This window comes from Gimesia sp. (assembly GCF_040219335.1).
Classification (GTDB): Bacteria; Planctomycetota; Planctomycetia; order Planctomycetales; family Planctomycetaceae; genus Gimesia.
This window is the reverse complement of record NZ_JAVJSQ010000007.1, coordinates 100,008-117,860: the sequence shown is the minus strand read 5'-3', so window position 1 is coordinate 117,860 and position 17,853 is coordinate 100,008. Positions and strand designations below refer to the sequence as shown.

Sequence of the window (17,853 nt, the reverse complement as noted above, 5' to 3'; positions counted from 1 at the left end):
GGCTACTGCTGCAGCATTTCTCAGGTAGAAAATATAACGTAAGTCTTGATATATATAAGGTTACGCTTATTTGTCCTTGGCCGGCGTCAGTTGACGCTGCGCACGACCGTGTCGGGGCTCCCGTTCCAGGCAGGCCTGAAAATCAGCCCGGGCGGCTTCCAGGTTCCCCAGAGCGAGCCGAATCAGCCCTCGGTCATACCATGCCTGGGCATCTGCGGGGTTCAGGGAGAGTGACTGATCGAGCAGGGCTTCCGCCTCTGCGAGCTGATTCTCGCGGTAAGCCAGCATCCCCTTGAGCCGCAAGGCCCGTGCGCGAGCCGCCGTACTTGGCTCCACCTGACCCGCCTGTTCCAGGATGACTGCAATCTGCTGATGCAGGGCCGGATCTTTCGTGAGCAGCGCCGCCCGCTGAGCCAGCTCAGCAGCCTGATCCCACTCGTCCTGCATCCCCAGAGACTGCGCCTGGTAGAGCAGGGTCTCGGCGTTGTGGATCTGCAAATCGTTCAACTGCTGAATCGTCTTGCCGATCTGCTCGGGACGTTTTCGCTGCAGATTCACTTCCGCCAGCCGCATCAGGAAGATCGGATAATGGGTCGTGGGGCGGTTATCGAGCAGCGCGATCAGCTGCTCCAGTTCGCCCGCCAGCTCATCCAGTGTGCCTCCCGAAATCCGCTGATTGAACTCTTCCACCCGCCGATCGATGCCATACTGCATTCGATAGGGCTCGATGAAATCGGAACCCGGATGCAACGGGACCGAGTGCTGAGCCCGCGCCAGGGCAAGGGCACTCCGGTTGACCGCGTCCATGTCACCTTGTCTGCGATATGCCTGCAGTTCCAGTTCCCGGAATTTGAGTGACTGGGGAACCCGCTGTAACGATTCCTGAATCAAAGGCAGTGCTTCCTCAATGCGGTCCGAGCGGATCAACAGTTTGGCCAGTTGATAGCGGGCCGGCAGGAAACCAAGATTCTCACGGAACATGGCTTCCGCTTTGTCGGTCTGTTCCTCGCGCAGATAATTGCGACCGATTTCATAGCGGATCTGCATCCGCTCGCGGTCTCCTTCGCGTCCTTCTTCTGCGGTCTCCAGCAGACTCAGATACTTGTCGGTGCTCTCGGAGGTGCGCCCGGTCCGTTCCAGGCAATATGCGATGCGGCTCTCAGCCAGTCGACTCGCGGGCATCAGCCGGGCAACCTGTTCAAAACAGAGTGCCGCATGACTGTAATATCCCTGGCCCAGCAGTGCCTCACCCAACTGCATCCAGTCGTAAGGCGCATTGTCTTTCTGAACCTGCGTGACCAGCGGTTCGACATCCTCTACAAACAAAGTGTCCATCAGCCGCGCTTCGGGCAATACCGGTTCCGGTCGTGCAGCCCGCTGGTAGAACAGATATCCGCACCAGGTGCCTTCAACGATCAATAACAGCATCAACGCGCGAAATAACATCAGCGACCCCCTTCCGCACGTTGCAGCCAGGCCGAAACCTGTCCGATGCGATCAAAGGGTTTCCGCATATTCAACGCACCAGCGGCGATGTCGGGCCGGCCGTCCTGGTTCAGGTCACCCGTCGCAACCGTGACGAGATGGATCGGCTCACTGTCGATCTGCCAGCTTTTGAAGTTCTGCTGACCATCATTTTCCAGCCAGACCAGGCTCGCATTCCCCGGCGTGTACCAGTCGTTCGTCATGCTCACCAGCACGACATCCAGATCGCCGTCGCCGTCCAGGTCGGTCACATCCCCGGCATACGTACCTCCCAGATTCGAGATGCGGTGCTGCTTAAACTTCCAGTCGCCCGTGTTCTCAAACCAGTAACATCCGTGGTAAGGCTGCGGGTACGCATCGAAGTCTTCGAGGTTGTCGCCCGCGGGGAGAATCAGATCCTGATCGCCATCCTGGTCGAGGTCGGCGTGAATCAGACCCGCACTGCCGAGGTCCATATTAGGCGTCATCCACAGGGACCGGGTTTTGAATTTTCCCTGCCCCAGATTTTCAAAGGCCACGAGCTCTTCTTCTTCCTGCGAGACGATCGTCGCGATATCCAGATCGCCGTCCCCGTCAAAGTCCGCCACGGGAACATGAATCGTACCCGGCGCCCGATGCAGCAGGTGATCCACAAACTGAAAGTTGCCCTGGTTCTCCAGCCAGAGGACTTCACCGCGGTTGTAGCCGAAGACAGCCACCGCGAGGTCGAGGTCGCCATCCTGGTCGAAGTCACCAGGCTGCACATCGGCGACGCGGCGGACGTCATCCAGAATCACATGTCTGACAAAACCGTTTTTCGTCTGTTCAAACAGCTCGACTTTGCCCACGACTCCATCATCGGGCTGAATGTTCCCCAGCACCGAAATCACCAGATCCAGATCGCCGTCGGCGTCAATATCCACGGCAGTCGCATGCGCGGGCGCAGCCACATCCTCAATCAGCGTGCGGGTCGTCTGGACTCCCTCATTATCTATCGAGATCAGCAGCACTCGGTTATTGCCGGCATCACAGGCGAGAATCTCGTTTTTTCCATCGCCGTCAAAATCAAGAATCTGCACGTTGGTAATCAGAGGCAGCTCTTTTGATGAGCCCTCCGCACTCGCAGTCTGCAGACTCCCGCTGCGATCAAAGTGTAGGGGGGACGCCGGATACGAAGTGCCTCCCGTGTAGAGCTCGGGCAGACTCCCCAGCGGTGGAACCAGAGGCAAGGCAAACCAGGTCGCCAGCGGCAGCAGAATGACGGCCACCAGCATCAGCAGCGTCAAACCAGTGCGGTCCGGAATGTTCGGCTCCGGGTTCGTCTCGGGGGGTGGGCTGTTCTCGGCTGCAGACATAAGCTCGGGCAGGTCAACGCGGAAGGAATAATATGAGTCTAATGTCACGACTGCACAGCGCTGCAGTCGCAATCATGGATCAATGCTAGTCCGCGCGCCGGGGAGTGTCAACAGGCGGTCCCGCGTCTGGCAAGCCCGAAATCGCGATCCCCCGCGAAATTGCCCGACAACAAAAAGAATAGACTCGCGTATCATGTGGACTTATGTATGATGGAAATAGACCCTTTCTCATTGCACTTCTGCGGAGTTGATTTCCATGATGGTTCGCACTGTTCTGCTCGCCGGCTGTGTCAGTTTTTTCTGGACCGGACCCGTCCAGGCCGGGATGCCCAGCGTCTCACTCGACCTGACCGACATCGCCCAGCTGCGTCTGCAGTCCATCTCCTTCTTCCTGATGGTGCTGCTGCTGAGCGCCCTGATCCTCAAGCTCTGCTGGAATCTGCTGGCGAAAGATTTCCCGAAACTGCCCCGCATCTCGTATAAAGGCGCGCTCGGAGTCTCGGTGCTCTGGGGGCTGATGTTCCTGTTTGTGTTGACGATGATCTCGGGCGCACGCGAACTGCTGACCCCCGGTGCCTGGGAAAAGAGCGGACGCACCTATCGACTCGTGGAAGACAAACAACCGGACGATTCCTCCCTGGCAGCAGGGACCACACTCGACGAGCGACGCAGCAAACTGGGTGAACTGCGGTCGGCACTCTTCATGCATGTCGCCACCCACCAGGGCAAATTCCCCGGCAAAGCAGACGAGACCACCTTCGCCGAAGAGTTCTGGCTGCAGCCCGGCCCGCTGCAGGCCCGCTACGGCTATGTCGCGGGCGACAAGCAAGCGTACCCTTCAGAACCTCTCGCCTTCGAGCAGGCCATCTACGGCGACGACCAGCAGCTGATCCTGTTCACCGACGGCGCCATTAAGGTGCTTCCCACCACCAAAGCTCAGGATGTGCTCAATGGAAAATGAAACAAAGAAATCGAAAGGACCAACAAAGACTGAGATCGGTGTTGTTTTCATGATCTTCCTGACTCTGGTTTTCCTGGGTGGGATGTATTTTATCTTCCGATTTCTGATCTACCTTCTCTTGGGCTGGTATCCCTTTTTGCTACGTGTCCAGCCGCAAATGACCGTTTCAGTGCCGGGAATCGTGACGGCGTGTCTGCTCCTGATTCTGTTGGCAGTTGTAATTCAGGTACTGGGGGTGCAGGCAACAAAACTGGGATCCTCACAAACTGAAAATTCCCCGGCAGGTCCCTGGCGGTTGCGCAGGACGGCTGTCTGTCTGATCTTGCTGATCGTCAGCTTCACGGGAGGACTGTCAGTGGTCGGTATGGCCCATCGGACACGGGAAATCATGAAGGATGACAAAGGATCCTTCTTAACAAGCACAAAAGAATTCTGGAACCAGTACACATTTCTCTTGAATCAACGCAGACTTGGAAAATCAGCAGAGCGATATTCTGCAGAGAATCAAGATCGGCATCCCACAGTAATCATCAGTTCGACGGGTAAACCGTTACACAGCTGGGAAACACAACTGTTGCCTTACCTGGACTCGACCGCTTTGTTCGAAAAGATCGATCTGAGTGCCCCCTGGAACTCGCAACGGAATGCAGAGCATTTCCAGACTTCGATCCCGAATTTTCTCAGGAGTGAAACCCCGGACGAACAGCGGGTCGACAGCAACGGGTTTGGACTCTCACATCTCGCGCTGAACAGTCACATTGCCGCGCCAGATCAGGTCCTCAATGATCAAAGCGTCCCGGATGGACTTGCGAATACAATTATGCTCGGTGAGATCAGCACCCGGCTGCCTGCCTGGGGAGAACCGCTGAATGCACGCGATCCCGCATTAGGAATCAACAGGCACCCGCTGGGATTCGGAGCACCGCGAAGGCTGAGAGGCGGAGCTAACATGCTGTTCCTGGATGGCAGCGGGAAATTCATCAATGAAAATATCGACCCCGAAATATTGAAAGCACTCGCGACGCCCCATGGGGGCGAAGATGTCAGCGCGTTCCTGGAGGGGAGGTAATGCGATGACAACCGACCCGGAAACCACAGGACCCGGCTCCACGGACTCAGAGCAGTCGACTCCACAGAAATCGGGAGACTGGATTGCGCGGGGGATCAGCGTCTTGACGCTGGCGGGATTCATGGCCTGCCTGGGAGTTATGTTGCCTTTCGTGATCGGCTATCATCTCCTGTTCGGCTGGGTGGCCTATCTCAAACGCGTGTTGAGCACGCAGACCCTGGTCGTCTCACAACTGGTGTGGTTGATTCTCTTTCTGGCGTTGATCGTCGTGGCCCTGCATCTGCTGCTGAAACAGGGATATCACTGGTCACAACGACTGCAGTCGGCCGAGCCGGACGTCGCCCCCCTGAACTCCTGGCCTAAACAGTGGACCTGTTCGGTGCTACTGTTTCTGTTGATCCTGGCCGGGAGCGGAGTGGCCGTTGCCGAAATCGGCAGGCAGGTCTGGTCGATGACCACCGGCGATGAGCGGCTTGTGACAGCCTATAATTCTTATAATGCAGCCAGACGCAGTGCTTCCAAAAACAATCTCAAACAGATCGGCCTGGCGCTGCATAACTACCACGACGTCCATGATCGCCTGCCTCCCGGCGGAATTTTCAATCAGACCGGACAACCACAACACAGCTGGATGACGCAGATCCTGCCTTTTGTTGACCAGGCACCCCTGTATAACAAGGTCGATTTTCATCAACCCTGGACCGCTGCGGACAATCGTGACATCTTTACTACAGAACTGGATGTTTATCAGATTCCGGGTCCCCGCTTGAACAGGAAAGAACCGGAGCTCCCCCACGGATACCAGCCAGCCGGATACGCGGCGAACGCACGTGTCCTGAATGTGAACTCGGGGCTGAACTTCAAAGAGATCAAGGACGGTCTTTCCAACACACTGCTGGCGGGCGAAGTCAATTCACAGCTCAAAGCCTGGGGCGATCCGACCAACTTCCGCGATCCGGCACTGGGAATCAATGCTCACCCGCGCGGCTTTGGTGGTCCTTTCATCGGCGGTGCCAATTGCCTGCTGGGAGATGGTTCGGCCCGCTTCATTAATGAAAACATCGACCCGGCCGTGCTTAAAGCACTCGCGACACCCAACGGCGGCGAAGACATGAGCCGTTTTCAGGAGGACTGGTAAAGCCATGTCGAACGAAACGAAAACCGATCCCCGTCCTGCCCGCGGCCTGGGCTTCAAACTGCTGATCGTGGCTGGCTGCCTGATGATCCTGTTTGCGCTGCTGGTTTACTGTTTCTTCCTGCTGCTGTTGGGAGTCGTCTATCCGTTTCGTCTCGGGTATCACCTGCTGGCCGGCTGGTATCTGTATCTGCAGCGCGTGGGGAACAGCTTGAGTCGTTCTCCCACGCAGATCGTCTGGTGTGTCGTCATTCTCATTTTCATGGGCGCCGTCTTGCATCTGTTTTTAAAACGTGGCTATCGCCTGCGATTTCAGTCAGAGAATTCATCCGCAGTCTGGCAACCACGGTGGACCTGTACCATCCTGGCGTTGTTGCTGCTGCTGTTGGGCAGCAGCTTTGCAGTGACCGAGCTGACACAACAGGTCTGGGCGCTGGTCACCAGTCAGGAACGAATCTCATTCGCGTTTGACAGTCAAGGCGGCTGGAAGCGTGAGCAGTCCGGCGATCAACTCGAAGAACTCGGGCTGGCGCTGCACAGTCACCAGGATGTCTATGGACACTTTCCGGCAGGGGGCACCTTCGATCAAACCGGTCAGCCACAGCACAGCTGGCTCACACACCTGCTCCCCTTCCTGGGGGAAGAGCGGCTCTATCGTCAGATCGACCTCGGCCAGCCCTGGTCAGCCGACGCTAATCGTCTCCCCTTTCAGCAGCCCTTGTACTACTGCCTGAATCCCGGTCTGCGGGAGACCTACCGCGGGGGAGCCGAGGGCGAACCGACTTCCGCAGGCTACCAGCCCGCGCAATACGCGGCCAATTCGCATGTCATGAATGCGAATGCGGCGCCGGGTTTTCAGGAGATCAGTGACGGCAGTTCGAATACGCTGCTTGCAGGAGAAGTGAACGCGCAGTTCAAGGCCTGGGGCGATCCAACCAACTTCCGCGATCCAACGCGGGGCATCAACGTTGACCCGCATGGCTTTGGCGGTCCCTTTCAGGGCGGTGCCCAGTTTCTGATGGTCGACGGCTCCGTCCGTTTCATCAATGAAAATATCGATCCCGCCATCCTCAAAGCACTGGCAACACCCAACGGCGGCGAACCGGTGGGTGAGGGAGTGTGGCACCATGACAGATGACTTCCACAAAACCGGGCGGGATGTTTCAGAGACGGAGATCACCTGGGGCTATCGACTGACGGGGCTGGAAACGTTGGGTCTGTTACTGATCCTGATTGCCGTGCTGGGATTTTTTCAAATCATGTTTCCACTGCTCCTCGGGTTCCTGTTCCTGACGGGCTGGGCTGTTTACCTCTGGCGGTTCCTCTCCCTCTGGACCTTTACGGTGCCGCAGTTCCTCTGGTGTTGTGGTCTGCTGCTGGCGGTGGCGCTCGTCGCCCATCTTTTGCTGAACGGTCTCTACCACCGGTTCCAGTCTACCCGAGTTGATCATGTACAGACTGCCGTGACAACAAAATGGGAGAAACGCTGGACGGCCTCACTCCTGGTACTCGTTCTGAGTCTCACGGGTTTCGGCTTTGCACTACTGGGACTGAAGCACACGGTTCAGGAACTGGTGACCACAAACGAGAGACTGCTGCTGGTTCACAAAGGAAGGGGCAGATACCGTCGCATTGAAACCCGTCACCATCTCAAGCAACTGGGCCTCGCGATGCACAATTATCACAACATGATGTCCCGTTTCCCTCCCGGCGGAATTTTTGATCGTGCCGGTCAGCCGCAGCACAGCTGGACCACACAACTGCTGCCCTACCTGGACCAGGCCTATCTGTATAACCAGATCGATTTCGAGCAACCCTGGACAGCACCGGAAAATCGTCCGCATTTCGAGAACAGGTTACCTGTCCTGCAAAACCCGAAGCTAAACTATGATTATCAGCCGGGCGATCTCAGAAGAGACGCCGAACACCGCCTCAAGCCGGCACATTATGCCGCGAATTCCCATGTATTCAATGTGAATTCGGCACCGAAAATTCAGGAGATCAGAGACGGCACTTCGAATACCCTGCTGGCGGGCGAGGTGAATTCCCAAATCAAAGCCTGGGGTGATCCGACCAACTTCCGCGATCCCATGCGTGGTATCAACGCAGCCCCTCAAGGATTCGGCAGCCCTTCGACAGGCGGCGCCTATTTTCTACTGGGAGATGGTTCCGTCCGCTTCATCAATGAAAACATCGATCCGGCAATCCTCAAAGCACTGGCAACACCCGACGGCGGCGAACCAGTGGGGGAGTATTAAGCGATGCAGGAAAACAGCGCCACCAGCAAAACGGAAACACCACCGTTGACTACACTGCAGCGGTTCTGGGTCGCGCTGGCAGGCGGCCTTATGTTGCTCGGTCTGACTCTCGGCCTGGGACTGTTCTTTCTGCCGCAGACAGTGTACGCACTGATGATCGGCTGGATCAGTTATCTCTGGCGCGTCGTGCCCACGTTGACCCTTTCAATTTCAGGGACACTCTGGTTTCTCTGCACCCTGAGTCTGTTCCTGATCGGAGTCCATCTGGTGGGTAGAAAACTGTATCGAGGAACGCTGACCACTGTGAAGCGGACCGAGTCAACGACGGGTGTTTCGCGGTGGAGACTCCGCTGGACGGCGACCCTGGTCAGCCTGTTACTGGTTCTGATCACCAGTGGCATCAGTCTGATTGGAATCTCGCATCAGCTGTGGTGGATGGCTGCTGGAGATCAGAGGGCTCTACTCAGAGAGCGTCCCCTCTCCCTGTTTTATCCGGTTGCTTTCATCGAAGGTCAGAGACGTCGGGTTTCAATTAACCGTCTCAAGCAGATCGGCCTGGGAATGCACAACTATCATGACGAGCATCACCAGTTACCGATAGGGGCAACCGTGGATGCAACCGGCAATCCACACCACGGCTGGGCGGCGCGGATTTTACCCTACCTGGACCAGCCGGATCTGTTCCAGCAGATCGACTTCAATCAGTCCTGGACGGCCGAGGTGAATCGTCAGGTTTTCGAAAAGCCGCTTCGTGTATTGGAGAATCCGAGCTTGAGCTACGACTTCGAACCGGGTGACAATGAACGGACTGACCGCTCTGGTTACAGGCCGGCGCATTACGCGGCCAATCAACGACTGCTGGGCCTCAATGGCGGTCTGAGAATCCGCGACATCAAGGATGGCACATCACAGACGATCATGGGAGGGGAAGTCAAAGCGGGCATTCGAGCCTGGGGCAATCCCCTGAATATCCGCGACCCCGCGCGGGGCATCAACCAGGGACCTGAAACGTTCGCAGGGCCCTTTGGACCCGGAGCCAATGCCTTAATCGCGGATGGCAGTGTTCGCTTCCTTTCTGAAGACATCGATCCGGCTGTGCTCAAGGCGCTGAGCACACCTGACGGTCGGGAAGTGCTGGAGGAAAATCCATCTCCGTCAGGAAACACAAAAGGAGGGCAGCGTGAGCACTGAATCAGAACCTTCTACCAAAGTACAGCGCGCCTCCCTGTCTGCCATGGCACTGGTGACGTTCTTTTTTCTGGTCTCTTGCGCGGGAATGGCCTTTCTCGTTCAGACACTGTTTCAGCTGGGAACCGGCTGGATTCCCTATCTGAAACGAACCCTGCCCACGCTGACGGTTTCGGCTTCCGGCGTGTTATGGTTTCTGTTCTGTCTGGCCCTCTTCGTAACCGGACTGCACTTTGCCTGCCGGGGTGTCTATCGTGGGAAACAGGAAACCGCGGCCGCAGAGGAGAACCGCGACTGGCAACTGCGCTGGTCGTTCTCACTGGTGGCACTGCTGCTGGTACTGGTAACCAGTGGCATCTGTCTGATCGGCGTTTCGCATCAACTCTGGTGGATGGCGACCGGGGAAGACAGGCTGGTGTATCAGGGAGGCATGACCGGTATGCGTCGTAGCACGTCGCGGAATATTTTGAAAGAAATTGGCCTGGCAATGCACAACTACCATGACGATCACAATCAATTTCCCAGTGGGGGGATCATTGACTCGACGGGACAACCCCAGCATGGCTGGGCGGCGTGGTTACTGCCTTACCTGGATCAACAGGAACTGTATCAGCAGATCGATTTTACTCAGCCCTGGACATCAGAGGAGAACCGCCAACCTTACGAGACGCGCCTTTATGTCTTCCATAATCCGGGCCTGGATTATGATTTCGATCCCCTGGAAGATTATCAGTCGGATCGCCCCGGATATAAACCCGCACATTATGCGGCGAATCAGCGACTGCTGGGTATTAATTCTTCATTGAGACTCCGTGATATCACCGATGGCACTTCCTACACGATATTGGGAGGGGAAGTCAAAGCAGGCATTCGTGCCTGGGGAGATCCCTTAAATTTCAGGGACCCTGCTCGCGGTATCAATCAGGGACCAGACACATTCGGAGGTCCCTATGGACAAGGGGCTCAGGTTCTGCTCTCAGATGGAAGCGTCCGCCATGTGTCTGAGAACATTGATCCCACTATCCTGAAAGCACTGAGTACCCCTGCAGGAGGAGAGGTAAACTCTGATGACTGGGATCAGAGAAAACCGGTGACAGGCAGGCAGAACAGACATGATTGAAATCGTCCGCATCCCGCATACGTATCCGCCACGACCGGAAGAAAAATATCGCTTTGAGGGATATTTCATCTTTATCGTCGTCCTGCTGATCGGCTTGCCGATGCTCTGCATGGTTCCGGTTCTGCCTCTGCTCTATGTGTGCGAACGCTGGACCGGGGAGGAGAATTTGCTACTAAATCGGCTGGTACTGCTCGGTGCCGCCGGCCTGGGCCTGGCGGGGGGATTCTGGTATCTGCTCAAACTCCGTGCCGAGGACCTGCAGCGCTGGAAAACCAGGCAGGAAAGTCGCCAGCGGGATGCCGCGGATAGCGTGGCGGAACAGATAACGATCCGCAATATCTACCAGTACTGGTCGGTCACGTCTTACGAGCCGGCGGCCGGGTTTTTAATCCATACCCGCGAAGGTGAGTGGTTCTATCTGTTTGATCAACGACTGGATGATTTTGAAGAAGATGCCTTTCCGCGCAGCGAAGTCACGCTGCTGCGGGCCCCGCATACCAGAACCATTCTGGAGATCAAGACCGCCGGGGATGAGGTCGATTTCGTGGATTTTGTAGAAGACGAATTCATTCATGAGCATGGCGGCGATCACGGATTCGGCTCACTGGAGCCCACGGTCTGTGAGTCGCTAAAGCCAGACAGAGACCAATCAGAAAGGTGATACAAGACTGTGGTAGATCGTCTGCTGGCCATTGGTGATATTCACGGTTGTCTGACCGCGCTGGAGTTGCTGCTCGACATGAACACACTCGTGGAAGATTAAACCGTTTCCCGCAGCTGGTAGAACGAGTTGACTGCCGGTTGCCCGGTAAAATTCGGCCCCGCCTGATCCGAAGCACCCGCGTAACGACAGGGAAAGCGGACGTCTTGCTGTCCCGTGCAGGTCAGCAGGTGTGTCCGCGAATGGTATTGAAAGAATCGTCGCCTCAGAAATTCCCGTTTGTCTGCAGTCGTCCATGTCCCTTCGACGGTTTGCAGATTCTCCAGATCCAGATGAGCCAGGAACTGGCCGTCGGAAGAGAGCCAGCCCGCGGCGCGGGCCAGTAGCGAAAGTTTATCGCCCACATAGTGCAGACCATGCACGCAGGTAATCAGATCGAACCGTTCGTCCGTATCCCAGTCATGCAGGGAGGCGGTCTGCAGACGAAGTGTATCGCCAGCGTCAGGGGCAGGCAGAAACAGATTTACCAGATCGATGCCTCGAATCTGAACCTGTGCGGACAGTCCCGCTTGTTGGAAATGTTCGTAAGCCTGAATCAAGGCCCGTCCCGATCCACAGCAGAGATCCAGCCAGCGCACGGTCTGTCCTGCCTGGATTTTCTCGGTCAGAAATTCGAGGGGATTGAGTTTCAGGTCGGCGGTGTAGCTGTTAGTCCCGGTGATTTCGCGTTCGCGATTCATGCGGCAGTTCGCAGCCACGTCCGACCATTCAAGTTCTTCATCTGACAGCAGGCTGCGTTTTTTCTCAGCGGTCATTTCTTAATCTGTGCTTCGAGTTCACGATACTCTTTTTTCAGATCGACATTACCGAGTTCGGGATAGAGCAGGCGGGTTACGCCGATCAGTTTCTTCGCGGCGTCCGTGTCCCCCGATTCATACAGGGAGCGAATTACATGCAGGCGTGCGTCGAGCCAGGGGACGGTGCCCGCTTTCTCGGCTGCTTCCAGATCGCGCCATTTGGGAATCGCCTGCCGCAGACATTCTTTGGTGCCACACCGTTCGAGCAGCAGTGCGACCTGCCTGATCAGCGCGGTGTCGCGGGGGGACTGTTTCAACAGACTCTGGTAATACTCCAGGGCGCGGATCGGTCGATCGACGGCGAGATAGGCTTCCGCCAGGCAGAGGTCGAGCTGTCGTGCCTGTTGCGGCGTGAGTTCATCGCGACGATTGGCCAGCTTCTCGGCCGACTGCAGTTGCAGCATACCCAGTTCCCTGCGGACCGACGGGCTGAGATCCAGGTCGATCTGCGAAACCCCATTCAAGACAGAGAGCAGCTCGCTCGTCCCCGCATTCTCCAGGCTGGCCACCAGCGAACGTGCTTCAGACGGTTTTCCCTGACCGGCCAGCGCGATGATCTGCAGCCGGAGTGCCTGGCTGGAAATCCGATTCCAGCCCTGGATGGCCCTGGTCGTCTGGGCTACGCTCTCGGGCGATTGTTCGCTGTTCCGCTTCAGTTCTTCTGGCTTGGTCTCCGCAGTGTGGATGAGCAGATCCAGCAGGCGATGCGCTTTGTCGTATTCGGGAGGCGAGTCATTGAGATAGATCCGCGTCAGCCGAAGTGCGATTTCGGACTGCGACAGCAGAATGGCGTCGTCGCTTTCCTGGGGATAGCGTGCCAGGTATTTTTCCAGCACGTCCATCGCCTCCTGTCGCCAGGCACGTGTCGGTTTATCGAGGGCGGCGAGTCTGAGCAGGATCTGTTCGTAACAGCGGGCGACACCCAGGTGTGCGTCGGCCGCTTTGGGATGGTTCTCAGGAATTTCTGAATAGAGGACGAGCGCCTTGGAGTACTGCAGGCGGGACTCCTCCAGCCGGGCCAGCATCCAGCCGGCTTCGTAATAGGCCTTGTCCATGGAAAACATCTTGCGGACATTTTCCAGCGCGTCGGTATAAGCCAGGCGACGCGACTTGGTGCGGTTCTGCGAATAGAGCTGACCCAGGCACCAGGCGGAAAGCAGGCTCGCATCGGAGGCTTTCGCCACCCCGCTGAAGCGTTGTGCCAGCGACTGGAACCGCTCTGCTGCTTTCGCATACTCTTTTTGATTGAGCTGCAGCGAGGCACTGGTGAAACCCAGCTCGAACGCGAGATCGGTCTTGCCTTCTTCAGCAGCCTGCTTGGCTGTTTTCTCGTAAGCGGTAATCGCTTCGGGAATTTTGCCTTTCGCGTAGAGCAGCTGGGCACGTTGCAGACTGTCTGAGAGTCGGCTGCCGTATTCCTGGATCTGCTCCTGGCGACTGACCAGCAGCTTCGCCCGTTGTGACCAGTAACCCGGGTGAGCTTCGGCGAGTTGTGCGGACCTTTGTTGAATCTGTCGCCAGAGCTCGTCGGCGAGTTCCTGCTGTTGCTGATCGGCGGCGATGTGGTGCAGCTTCAGCAGGGCATCGATTTCCAGGAAGCCGAGCTCACTGGAGTAACGGCCCTGTTTCTGTCGGTGCTGGATGATCTGGGTAGCTGCCTGCTGGGGCTTATTCTGGGCGAGTAGAATCCGCATCGATTCGAGAAACACAGACTCATCCAGATAAGGTGGGTGCTGGTCTTTGATCAGTCCCTGAATCGCACGCTCGGCGGCATCGGGATCGCCTTCCAGGCGTTCGCATTCGATGAGCGCCAGCCTGCTTTCCCAGGTGATCTTCAGAGTCGTCGCGCGGCGGGCCAGCGGTTCCAGCCAGGTCCGGGCCGCTGAGAGACTCATTTTCCGTTTGGGACTATCGGGGTGATACAGGCCCGCCAGCAGCATGTCTGCCCGTGCGATCAGCAGCTGATACTCAAGCAGGCTGTCCCGCACCGTGGCGACGGGGAGTACCGTGAAATCCTGTTTGGCACCCGCTTTGTTGAGCAGTTTCTGAATCTGCTGTTCGGAGAGTGTCAGTTGGCTGACAGCCCGATCCAGCGCATTGATGGCGTTGTCCCGCAGTGATGCATTCTGTGGTATCGCTTGTGACTGCCAGAAGAGCAGTGATGCCTGCAGAAAGGTGATCCGTGCACGCTCGGCCCGAAACACAGGCAGGTCTGACCAGCGGGGATAATCGCGTTCGATCTGCGCGATGGTCTCCTCGGCCCGTTTCCAGAGTTCGGGTTGTTCGGAGGGTGTGGCAGCACTGGCGTGGGCGGCCAGCGTGCGGATGAGCTCGAGGGAATAACGGGCCCGCTCCGGATCAGAGAGACGCTGCCGGGACAGTTCGTTCAGACAGAAGCCTTCTGCGATGCCAAACAGGTGGCGGGATCTGAGTCCTTCAAAATAGGTGCGCGTCGGATCCTCAGCCTGGCAGAGACCATTGAGCGTACAGAGCAGCACGATCCCGCAGAGCCATCTGCAGAGCGCACCGGTTCTGCGCGGTGTGTTGGCAGAGCGGGGGGCATGTGGTGATCGCTGCGGCATGAACTCAATCGAATTAGAACAGGGAAATCAGACGTGAGGACCGGCGATGGTGTTCCTTCTACAGGTCATCATATACGGAATGCTCCAGTTCTCCCAGAGCTGATTTTCTGCAGCAGACCTCCTCGAACAGTGGCTGCTTAATCGATTTTCGGGACTTTGGTATTCCGCGGCAGTTCCGGCAGAGTAATCAGGTCGGCACCGGCATTGGTCCGATCCACAGCGGTGATCGTCGGGCTGCCATCAGTGGGTTGCGTGAACTGAAGTTGTGCGGTCTGCAGCTCGGCACAGGGTGACTTGATCAGTTTCTCACGATCGGCGAGCCAGGGGATGCGCATCTGCAGATTGTTGACATCGGAAGAGAGCCCCCAGATGTCTTTCCAGTCCAGGGCGTCGAGTGACAGTGCGCCGGTGGTTCCCTGCTGAGACTGAATCGTCCAGTAGGTTTCGAAGCGGTCAAAGTAATTGTTCGAACCACGCCAGGTCAGCAGCTTCTGACGGAAATCGTTCTCGTTCGTGTTCCCCTTCATCAGCACGAATGGGGCATCGCTGCGCGAGAAGAAGATATTGTTGCGGGAAGAAACATGGAGCGGAATCAGTTCGCGAGGAATCGAACCGCTGTCCATCACCGCCAGACCGCGGCCCAGCAGGAACGTGGAGTGGTTCAGCACCAGTTCCAGGTGATCCCCTTCCATCGGTTTGTTACTGCAGCCGACCAGGTCGATCAGTGACTGACCAATCATCAGGGCCGAGTTCGTAATTTCCAGACGGGTGGGAGCTGTCTCGCGAACCGAGAAGGCCTGCCCGTCACAGCGGAGTACCGAGTTGATGATTTCAATGAACGTCGATTCTTTGACTGGGCGTTTGCCCATCATGGAATCATCGTCGAGGCCCTGGTTGATGGGCTCGTTCATTTCGAAGATGGCAACCTGCTGACTCGTGTTGTTGGCACAAGTGACCGTCACCTGATGCAGGCGAATGTCGTGTGCATTCTTGAGCGAGAAGATGGCCCAGGAATCGGTATTCAGATCTTTCACGTCGACCACAATGCTCACATCAAACAGTTCTAAAGAACCGTTGGCGATGTGAATCATGTGTGTCTGATATCCTTCTGCAGGTTCTTCCACAGATTCAAACTGGAGAACCGGCTTGCGGTCTTTCGCGGCCCGGATGCGGACCCGTTTGTTGTTGATGTGAATCGGGGCTTCTTTGCGGACGCCCGTGAATCCCAGTTCGATGATGCTGCCATCTTCGGCAGCGGCACAGGCCGCGTCGAGTGTTTTGAAATCCTGGCCGGCGGTTCCATCCGGATTGATGATCGTGATAGCTGGAATCTCGATCTTCCGGAATTCATTCGCGTCTTTCCGGGGGAACGGATCCGGTTCGGTCTCGGGTTTCACCTCGGGGGCGGGCGCCAGCGGAATCATGGTCTTCCTGGGTTCCGGAGTGTTGGACATGGCCAGTTGATTCTCGGGCTTGTTCTCCAGCAGGACCTTGTTCGTCACGGGTTTTTCAGTTTCGATCAGATCCTTGATGGAACCGGGAGAAGAGAGCAGGGGCATGTCGAAAATGCCGCTCAGTTCCTTACCGCCGGGTTCATCCAGATTCATCTGAGCCAGTGGAGTTTCGCTGCTGTTGTCAGCCGCACTGCTGTTTTTGTTGTTTGAACTGGTGCCGGCCGGCTGTTTCTCTTTGCCGGCGTCGGTTGATGTCGTCGAAGCGACCGCCGAATTCTCAGTCAGCGAGCCGACCATCGGCGTGTCGGGTTCGGGCAGAGGTTGACTGGCTTCGGGACTGATCACGTCTGATCCGTTGTCTGTCGTCGTGCCTTTGTCGCCTGTCTGGGGAGCCGGGTTTTGTGTCACCGTCACGGAACCGGGATCGAGTGATGGATAGCGGTCGAGCAGGATTACCACGATTAACAGCACAGCCGCGGTTGCGATCCAGCCGACATGTTTTTCCAGGAAGCTGAGTCGCGAATTCGTGGGGGAAGTCCAGACCAGACCTTCGGGGTTCACGCCGCGGAGATCCAACTGGCCGGCAACCTGCATCAGGTGATACATCAACTCTTCGGGAGTCTGGAACCGTTCGTCCGGATCACTGGCCATCATCTTCTGTACGATGAGCGAGAGTTCGCGTGGAATCTGTTTGTTGATGGTCGCCGGGTCGGGAACGTTCTTGCCCGAGTGATCGAGCAGCTTCTGCAACACGGTCCCTTCGCCGTAGGGTGGTTCCCCGGTCAGCATGTGATACAGCGTGCAGCCCAGCGAATAAATATCGCTCCGCACATCCACGTTCCGGGGGTCCTTAGCCTGTTCCGGTGAGATGTAGTCGAAGGTTCCCAGCGTGGTGCCTGCGGTGGTGAGGTCTGCCGAAGCGTTGTCGCTGTCCTTACGGGCCAGACCGAGGTCCACCAGTTTGGCGCGGCCGCCGGGCGTAATGATGATGTTGGATGGTTTAATATCACGGTGGACCACGCCGGCCTTGTTGATGTGCTTCAGCGCTGAAGCGATCTGCAGGGCGTAGTTGACCGCTTCCGCAGCCGGCAGGATTCCACGTGACTGAATGATCTCGCGGACGTTGGTTCCCTTCACGTATTCGAAGGCGATGAAGTTCAGACCCTGATCTTCGCCGATGTAAAACACACGCGAAATATTTTCGTGGTCCAGCCGGGCAGCTGCTTTGGCTTCGTTCTGAAAACGTTTAACCGAACCTGCATCCCGGGACTGACCAGGGCTGAGCACCTTGAGTGCCACTACACGATCCAGGCGGGTATCGATTGCCCGGAATACAGCGCCCATGCCTCCCCGGCCGATGCGCTCACGAATGACAAAATGTTCCAGTTCCATGCCGGACGGACTGGTTGTTTCGACTTCCACTTCGGGATCATCTGTGGTGGGAGGAAACAGGCGGTTCCAGATGGAAGAGCGGGCCATGTTAGGCTGTGAACCTGATTGCGGACGATTCGCATCGGGAGCCGGGATCGGCTCCAGCGGACTGATGATCGTCTCCGGACCGTCCCCCTGAGGAACCGGTCGCGCGAAGAACTCGGGCAGCGATTCCTGGCTTGTCATGGATCGTTCTGATTGAGAGTCGGAACTCATGATCTAAGGTTCACTTAAAAATAGCTTAAATTCAACGTTTGAGATGATATCGAAGGCTTTGCCGACCAGGCAACTGCGTTATCCAAATTCACAATGATTGTT

At 56.9% G+C, this 17,853-nt stretch carries 13 protein-coding genes; 8 read left to right on the top strand and 5 right to left on the bottom strand.

The window, feature by feature from the left end; all coding sequences use genetic code 11:
* Window positions 1–66: 66 nt before the first annotated feature.
* Together RID21_RS07665 and RID21_RS07660 are read right to left on the bottom strand one after the other, a co-directional pair.
* Window positions 67–1,446 (bottom strand): tetratricopeptide repeat protein, encoded by a 1,380-nt coding sequence (locus tag RID21_RS07665; protein ID WP_350188067.1) that lies wholly within the window; start codon window positions 1,444–1,446, stop codon window positions 67–69.
* Window positions 1,446–2,867, bottom strand: coding sequence for an FG-GAP repeat domain-containing protein (locus RID21_RS07660; RefSeq protein ID WP_350188066.1), 1,422 nt, complete (start codon window positions 2,865–2,867; stop codon window positions 1,446–1,448). The genes RID21_RS07665 and RID21_RS07660 overlap by 1 nt, the downstream gene beginning before the upstream one ends.
* Before the next feature lie 208 nt (window positions 2,868–3,075).
* Here RID21_RS07660 and RID21_RS07655 point away from each other — a divergent pair, with 208 nt between their 5' ends.
* The 8 genes from RID21_RS07655 to RID21_RS07620 are packed head-to-tail and all read left to right on the top strand — an operon-like array spanning window position 3,076 to window position 11,211.
* Window positions 3,076–3,780, top strand: a complete 705-nt coding sequence (locus RID21_RS07655) for a hypothetical protein (RefSeq protein WP_350188065.1) — start codon at window positions 3,076–3,078, stop codon at window positions 3,778–3,780.
* Window positions 3,770–4,849: a DUF1559 family PulG-like putative transporter gene (locus tag RID21_RS07650; protein WP_350188064.1), complete on the top strand. Its 1,080-nt coding sequence runs from the start codon at window positions 3,770–3,772 to the stop codon at window positions 4,847–4,849. The genes RID21_RS07655 and RID21_RS07650 overlap by 11 nt, the downstream gene beginning before the upstream one ends.
* A 4-nt stretch (window positions 4,850–4,853) precedes the next feature.
* Window positions 4,854–5,987 carry a DUF1559 domain-containing protein gene (locus RID21_RS07645; RefSeq protein WP_350188063.1) on the top strand — a complete coding sequence of 378 codons (1,134 nt, stop codon included), beginning with the start codon at window positions 4,854–4,856 and terminating at the stop codon, window positions 5,985–5,987.
* Between the two features lie 4 nt (window positions 5,988–5,991).
* Window positions 5,992–7,122 carry a DUF1559 family PulG-like putative transporter gene (locus RID21_RS07640; RefSeq protein ID WP_350188062.1) on the top strand — a complete coding sequence of 377 codons (1,131 nt, stop codon included), beginning with the start codon at window positions 5,992–5,994 and terminating at the stop codon, window positions 7,120–7,122.
* Window positions 7,112–8,242 (top strand): DUF1559 domain-containing protein, encoded by a 1,131-nt coding sequence (locus RID21_RS07635; protein WP_350188061.1) that lies wholly within the window; start codon window positions 7,112–7,114, stop codon window positions 8,240–8,242. Before RID21_RS07640 ends, RID21_RS07635 begins: the two co-directional genes overlap by 11 nt.
* 3 nt (window positions 8,243–8,245) lie before the next feature.
* On the top strand, window positions 8,246–9,433 hold the full coding sequence (locus RID21_RS07630) for a DUF1559 domain-containing protein (protein ID WP_350188060.1): 1,188 nt from the start codon (window positions 8,246–8,248) through the stop codon (window positions 9,431–9,433).
* Entirely contained in the window at window positions 9,423–10,550 is a 1,128-nt protein-coding gene (locus RID21_RS07625; RefSeq protein WP_350188059.1) for a DUF1559 domain-containing protein, read from the top strand. The genes RID21_RS07630 and RID21_RS07625 overlap by 11 nt, the downstream gene beginning before the upstream one ends.
* Window positions 10,543–11,211: a hypothetical protein gene (locus tag RID21_RS07620; protein WP_350188058.1), complete on the top strand. Its 669-nt coding sequence runs from the start codon at window positions 10,543–10,545 to the stop codon at window positions 11,209–11,211. Before RID21_RS07625 ends, RID21_RS07620 begins: the two co-directional genes overlap by 8 nt.
* A 98-nt stretch (window positions 11,212–11,309) precedes the next feature.
* Here the strand turns inward: RID21_RS07620 and RID21_RS07615 are convergent, their stop codons facing one another.
* The 3 genes from RID21_RS07615 to RID21_RS07605 all read right to left on the bottom strand — a co-directional run bounded on the left by RID21_RS07615 (window position 11,310) and on the right by RID21_RS07605 (window position 17,721).
* Window positions 11,310–12,026, bottom strand: coding sequence for a class I SAM-dependent methyltransferase (locus tag RID21_RS07615; RefSeq protein WP_350188057.1), 717 nt, complete (start codon window positions 12,024–12,026; stop codon window positions 11,310–11,312).
* Window positions 12,023–14,650: a tetratricopeptide repeat protein gene (locus tag RID21_RS07610; RefSeq protein WP_350188056.1), complete on the bottom strand. Its 2,628-nt coding sequence runs from the start codon at window positions 14,648–14,650 to the stop codon at window positions 12,023–12,025. The genes RID21_RS07615 and RID21_RS07610 overlap by 4 nt, the downstream gene beginning before the upstream one ends.
* A 137-nt stretch (window positions 14,651–14,787) precedes the next feature.
* Complete coding sequence (locus tag RID21_RS07605; protein ID WP_350188055.1) at window positions 14,788–17,721, bottom strand: serine/threonine-protein kinase; 2,934 nt, start codon at window positions 17,719–17,721, stop codon at window positions 14,788–14,790.
* Window positions 17,722–17,853: the final 132 nt, after the last annotated feature.

Excerpts from the sequence above, each read along its gene's own strand:
- RID21_RS07665 (WP_350188067.1), bottom strand. The coding sequence starts at position 1,446 with ATGTTATTTCGCGCGTTGATGCTGTTATTGATCGTTGAAGGCACCTGG.
- RID21_RS07610 (WP_350188056.1), bottom strand. The coding sequence starts at position 14,650 with ATGCCGCAGCGATCACCACATGCCCCCCGCTCTGCCAACACACCGCGC.
- RID21_RS07615 (WP_350188057.1), bottom strand. The coding sequence starts at position 12,026 with ATGACCGCTGAGAAAAAACGCAGCCTGCTGTCAGATGAAGAACTTGAA.
- RID21_RS07620 (WP_350188058.1), top strand. The coding sequence starts at position 10,543 with ATGATTGAAATCGTCCGCATCCCGCATACGTATCCGCCACGACCGGAA.
- RID21_RS07655 (WP_350188065.1), top strand. The coding sequence starts at position 3,076 with ATGATGGTTCGCACTGTTCTGCTCGCCGGCTGTGTCAGTTTTTTCTGG.
- RID21_RS07650 (WP_350188064.1), top strand. The coding sequence starts at position 3,770 with ATGGAAAATGAAACAAAGAAATCGAAAGGACCAACAAAGACTGAGATC.
- RID21_RS07635 (WP_350188061.1), top strand. The coding sequence starts at position 7,112 with ATGACAGATGACTTCCACAAAACCGGGCGGGATGTTTCAGAGACGGAG.
- RID21_RS07605 (WP_350188055.1), bottom strand. The coding sequence starts at position 17,721 with ATGACAAGCCAGGAATCGCTGCCCGAGTTCTTCGCGCGACCGGTTCCT.
- RID21_RS07645 (WP_350188063.1), top strand. The coding sequence starts at position 4,854 with ATGACAACCGACCCGGAAACCACAGGACCCGGCTCCACGGACTCAGAG.
- RID21_RS07630 (WP_350188060.1), top strand. The coding sequence starts at position 8,246 with ATGCAGGAAAACAGCGCCACCAGCAAAACGGAAACACCACCGTTGACT.
- RID21_RS07640 (WP_350188062.1), top strand. The coding sequence starts at position 5,992 with ATGTCGAACGAAACGAAAACCGATCCCCGTCCTGCCCGCGGCCTGGGC.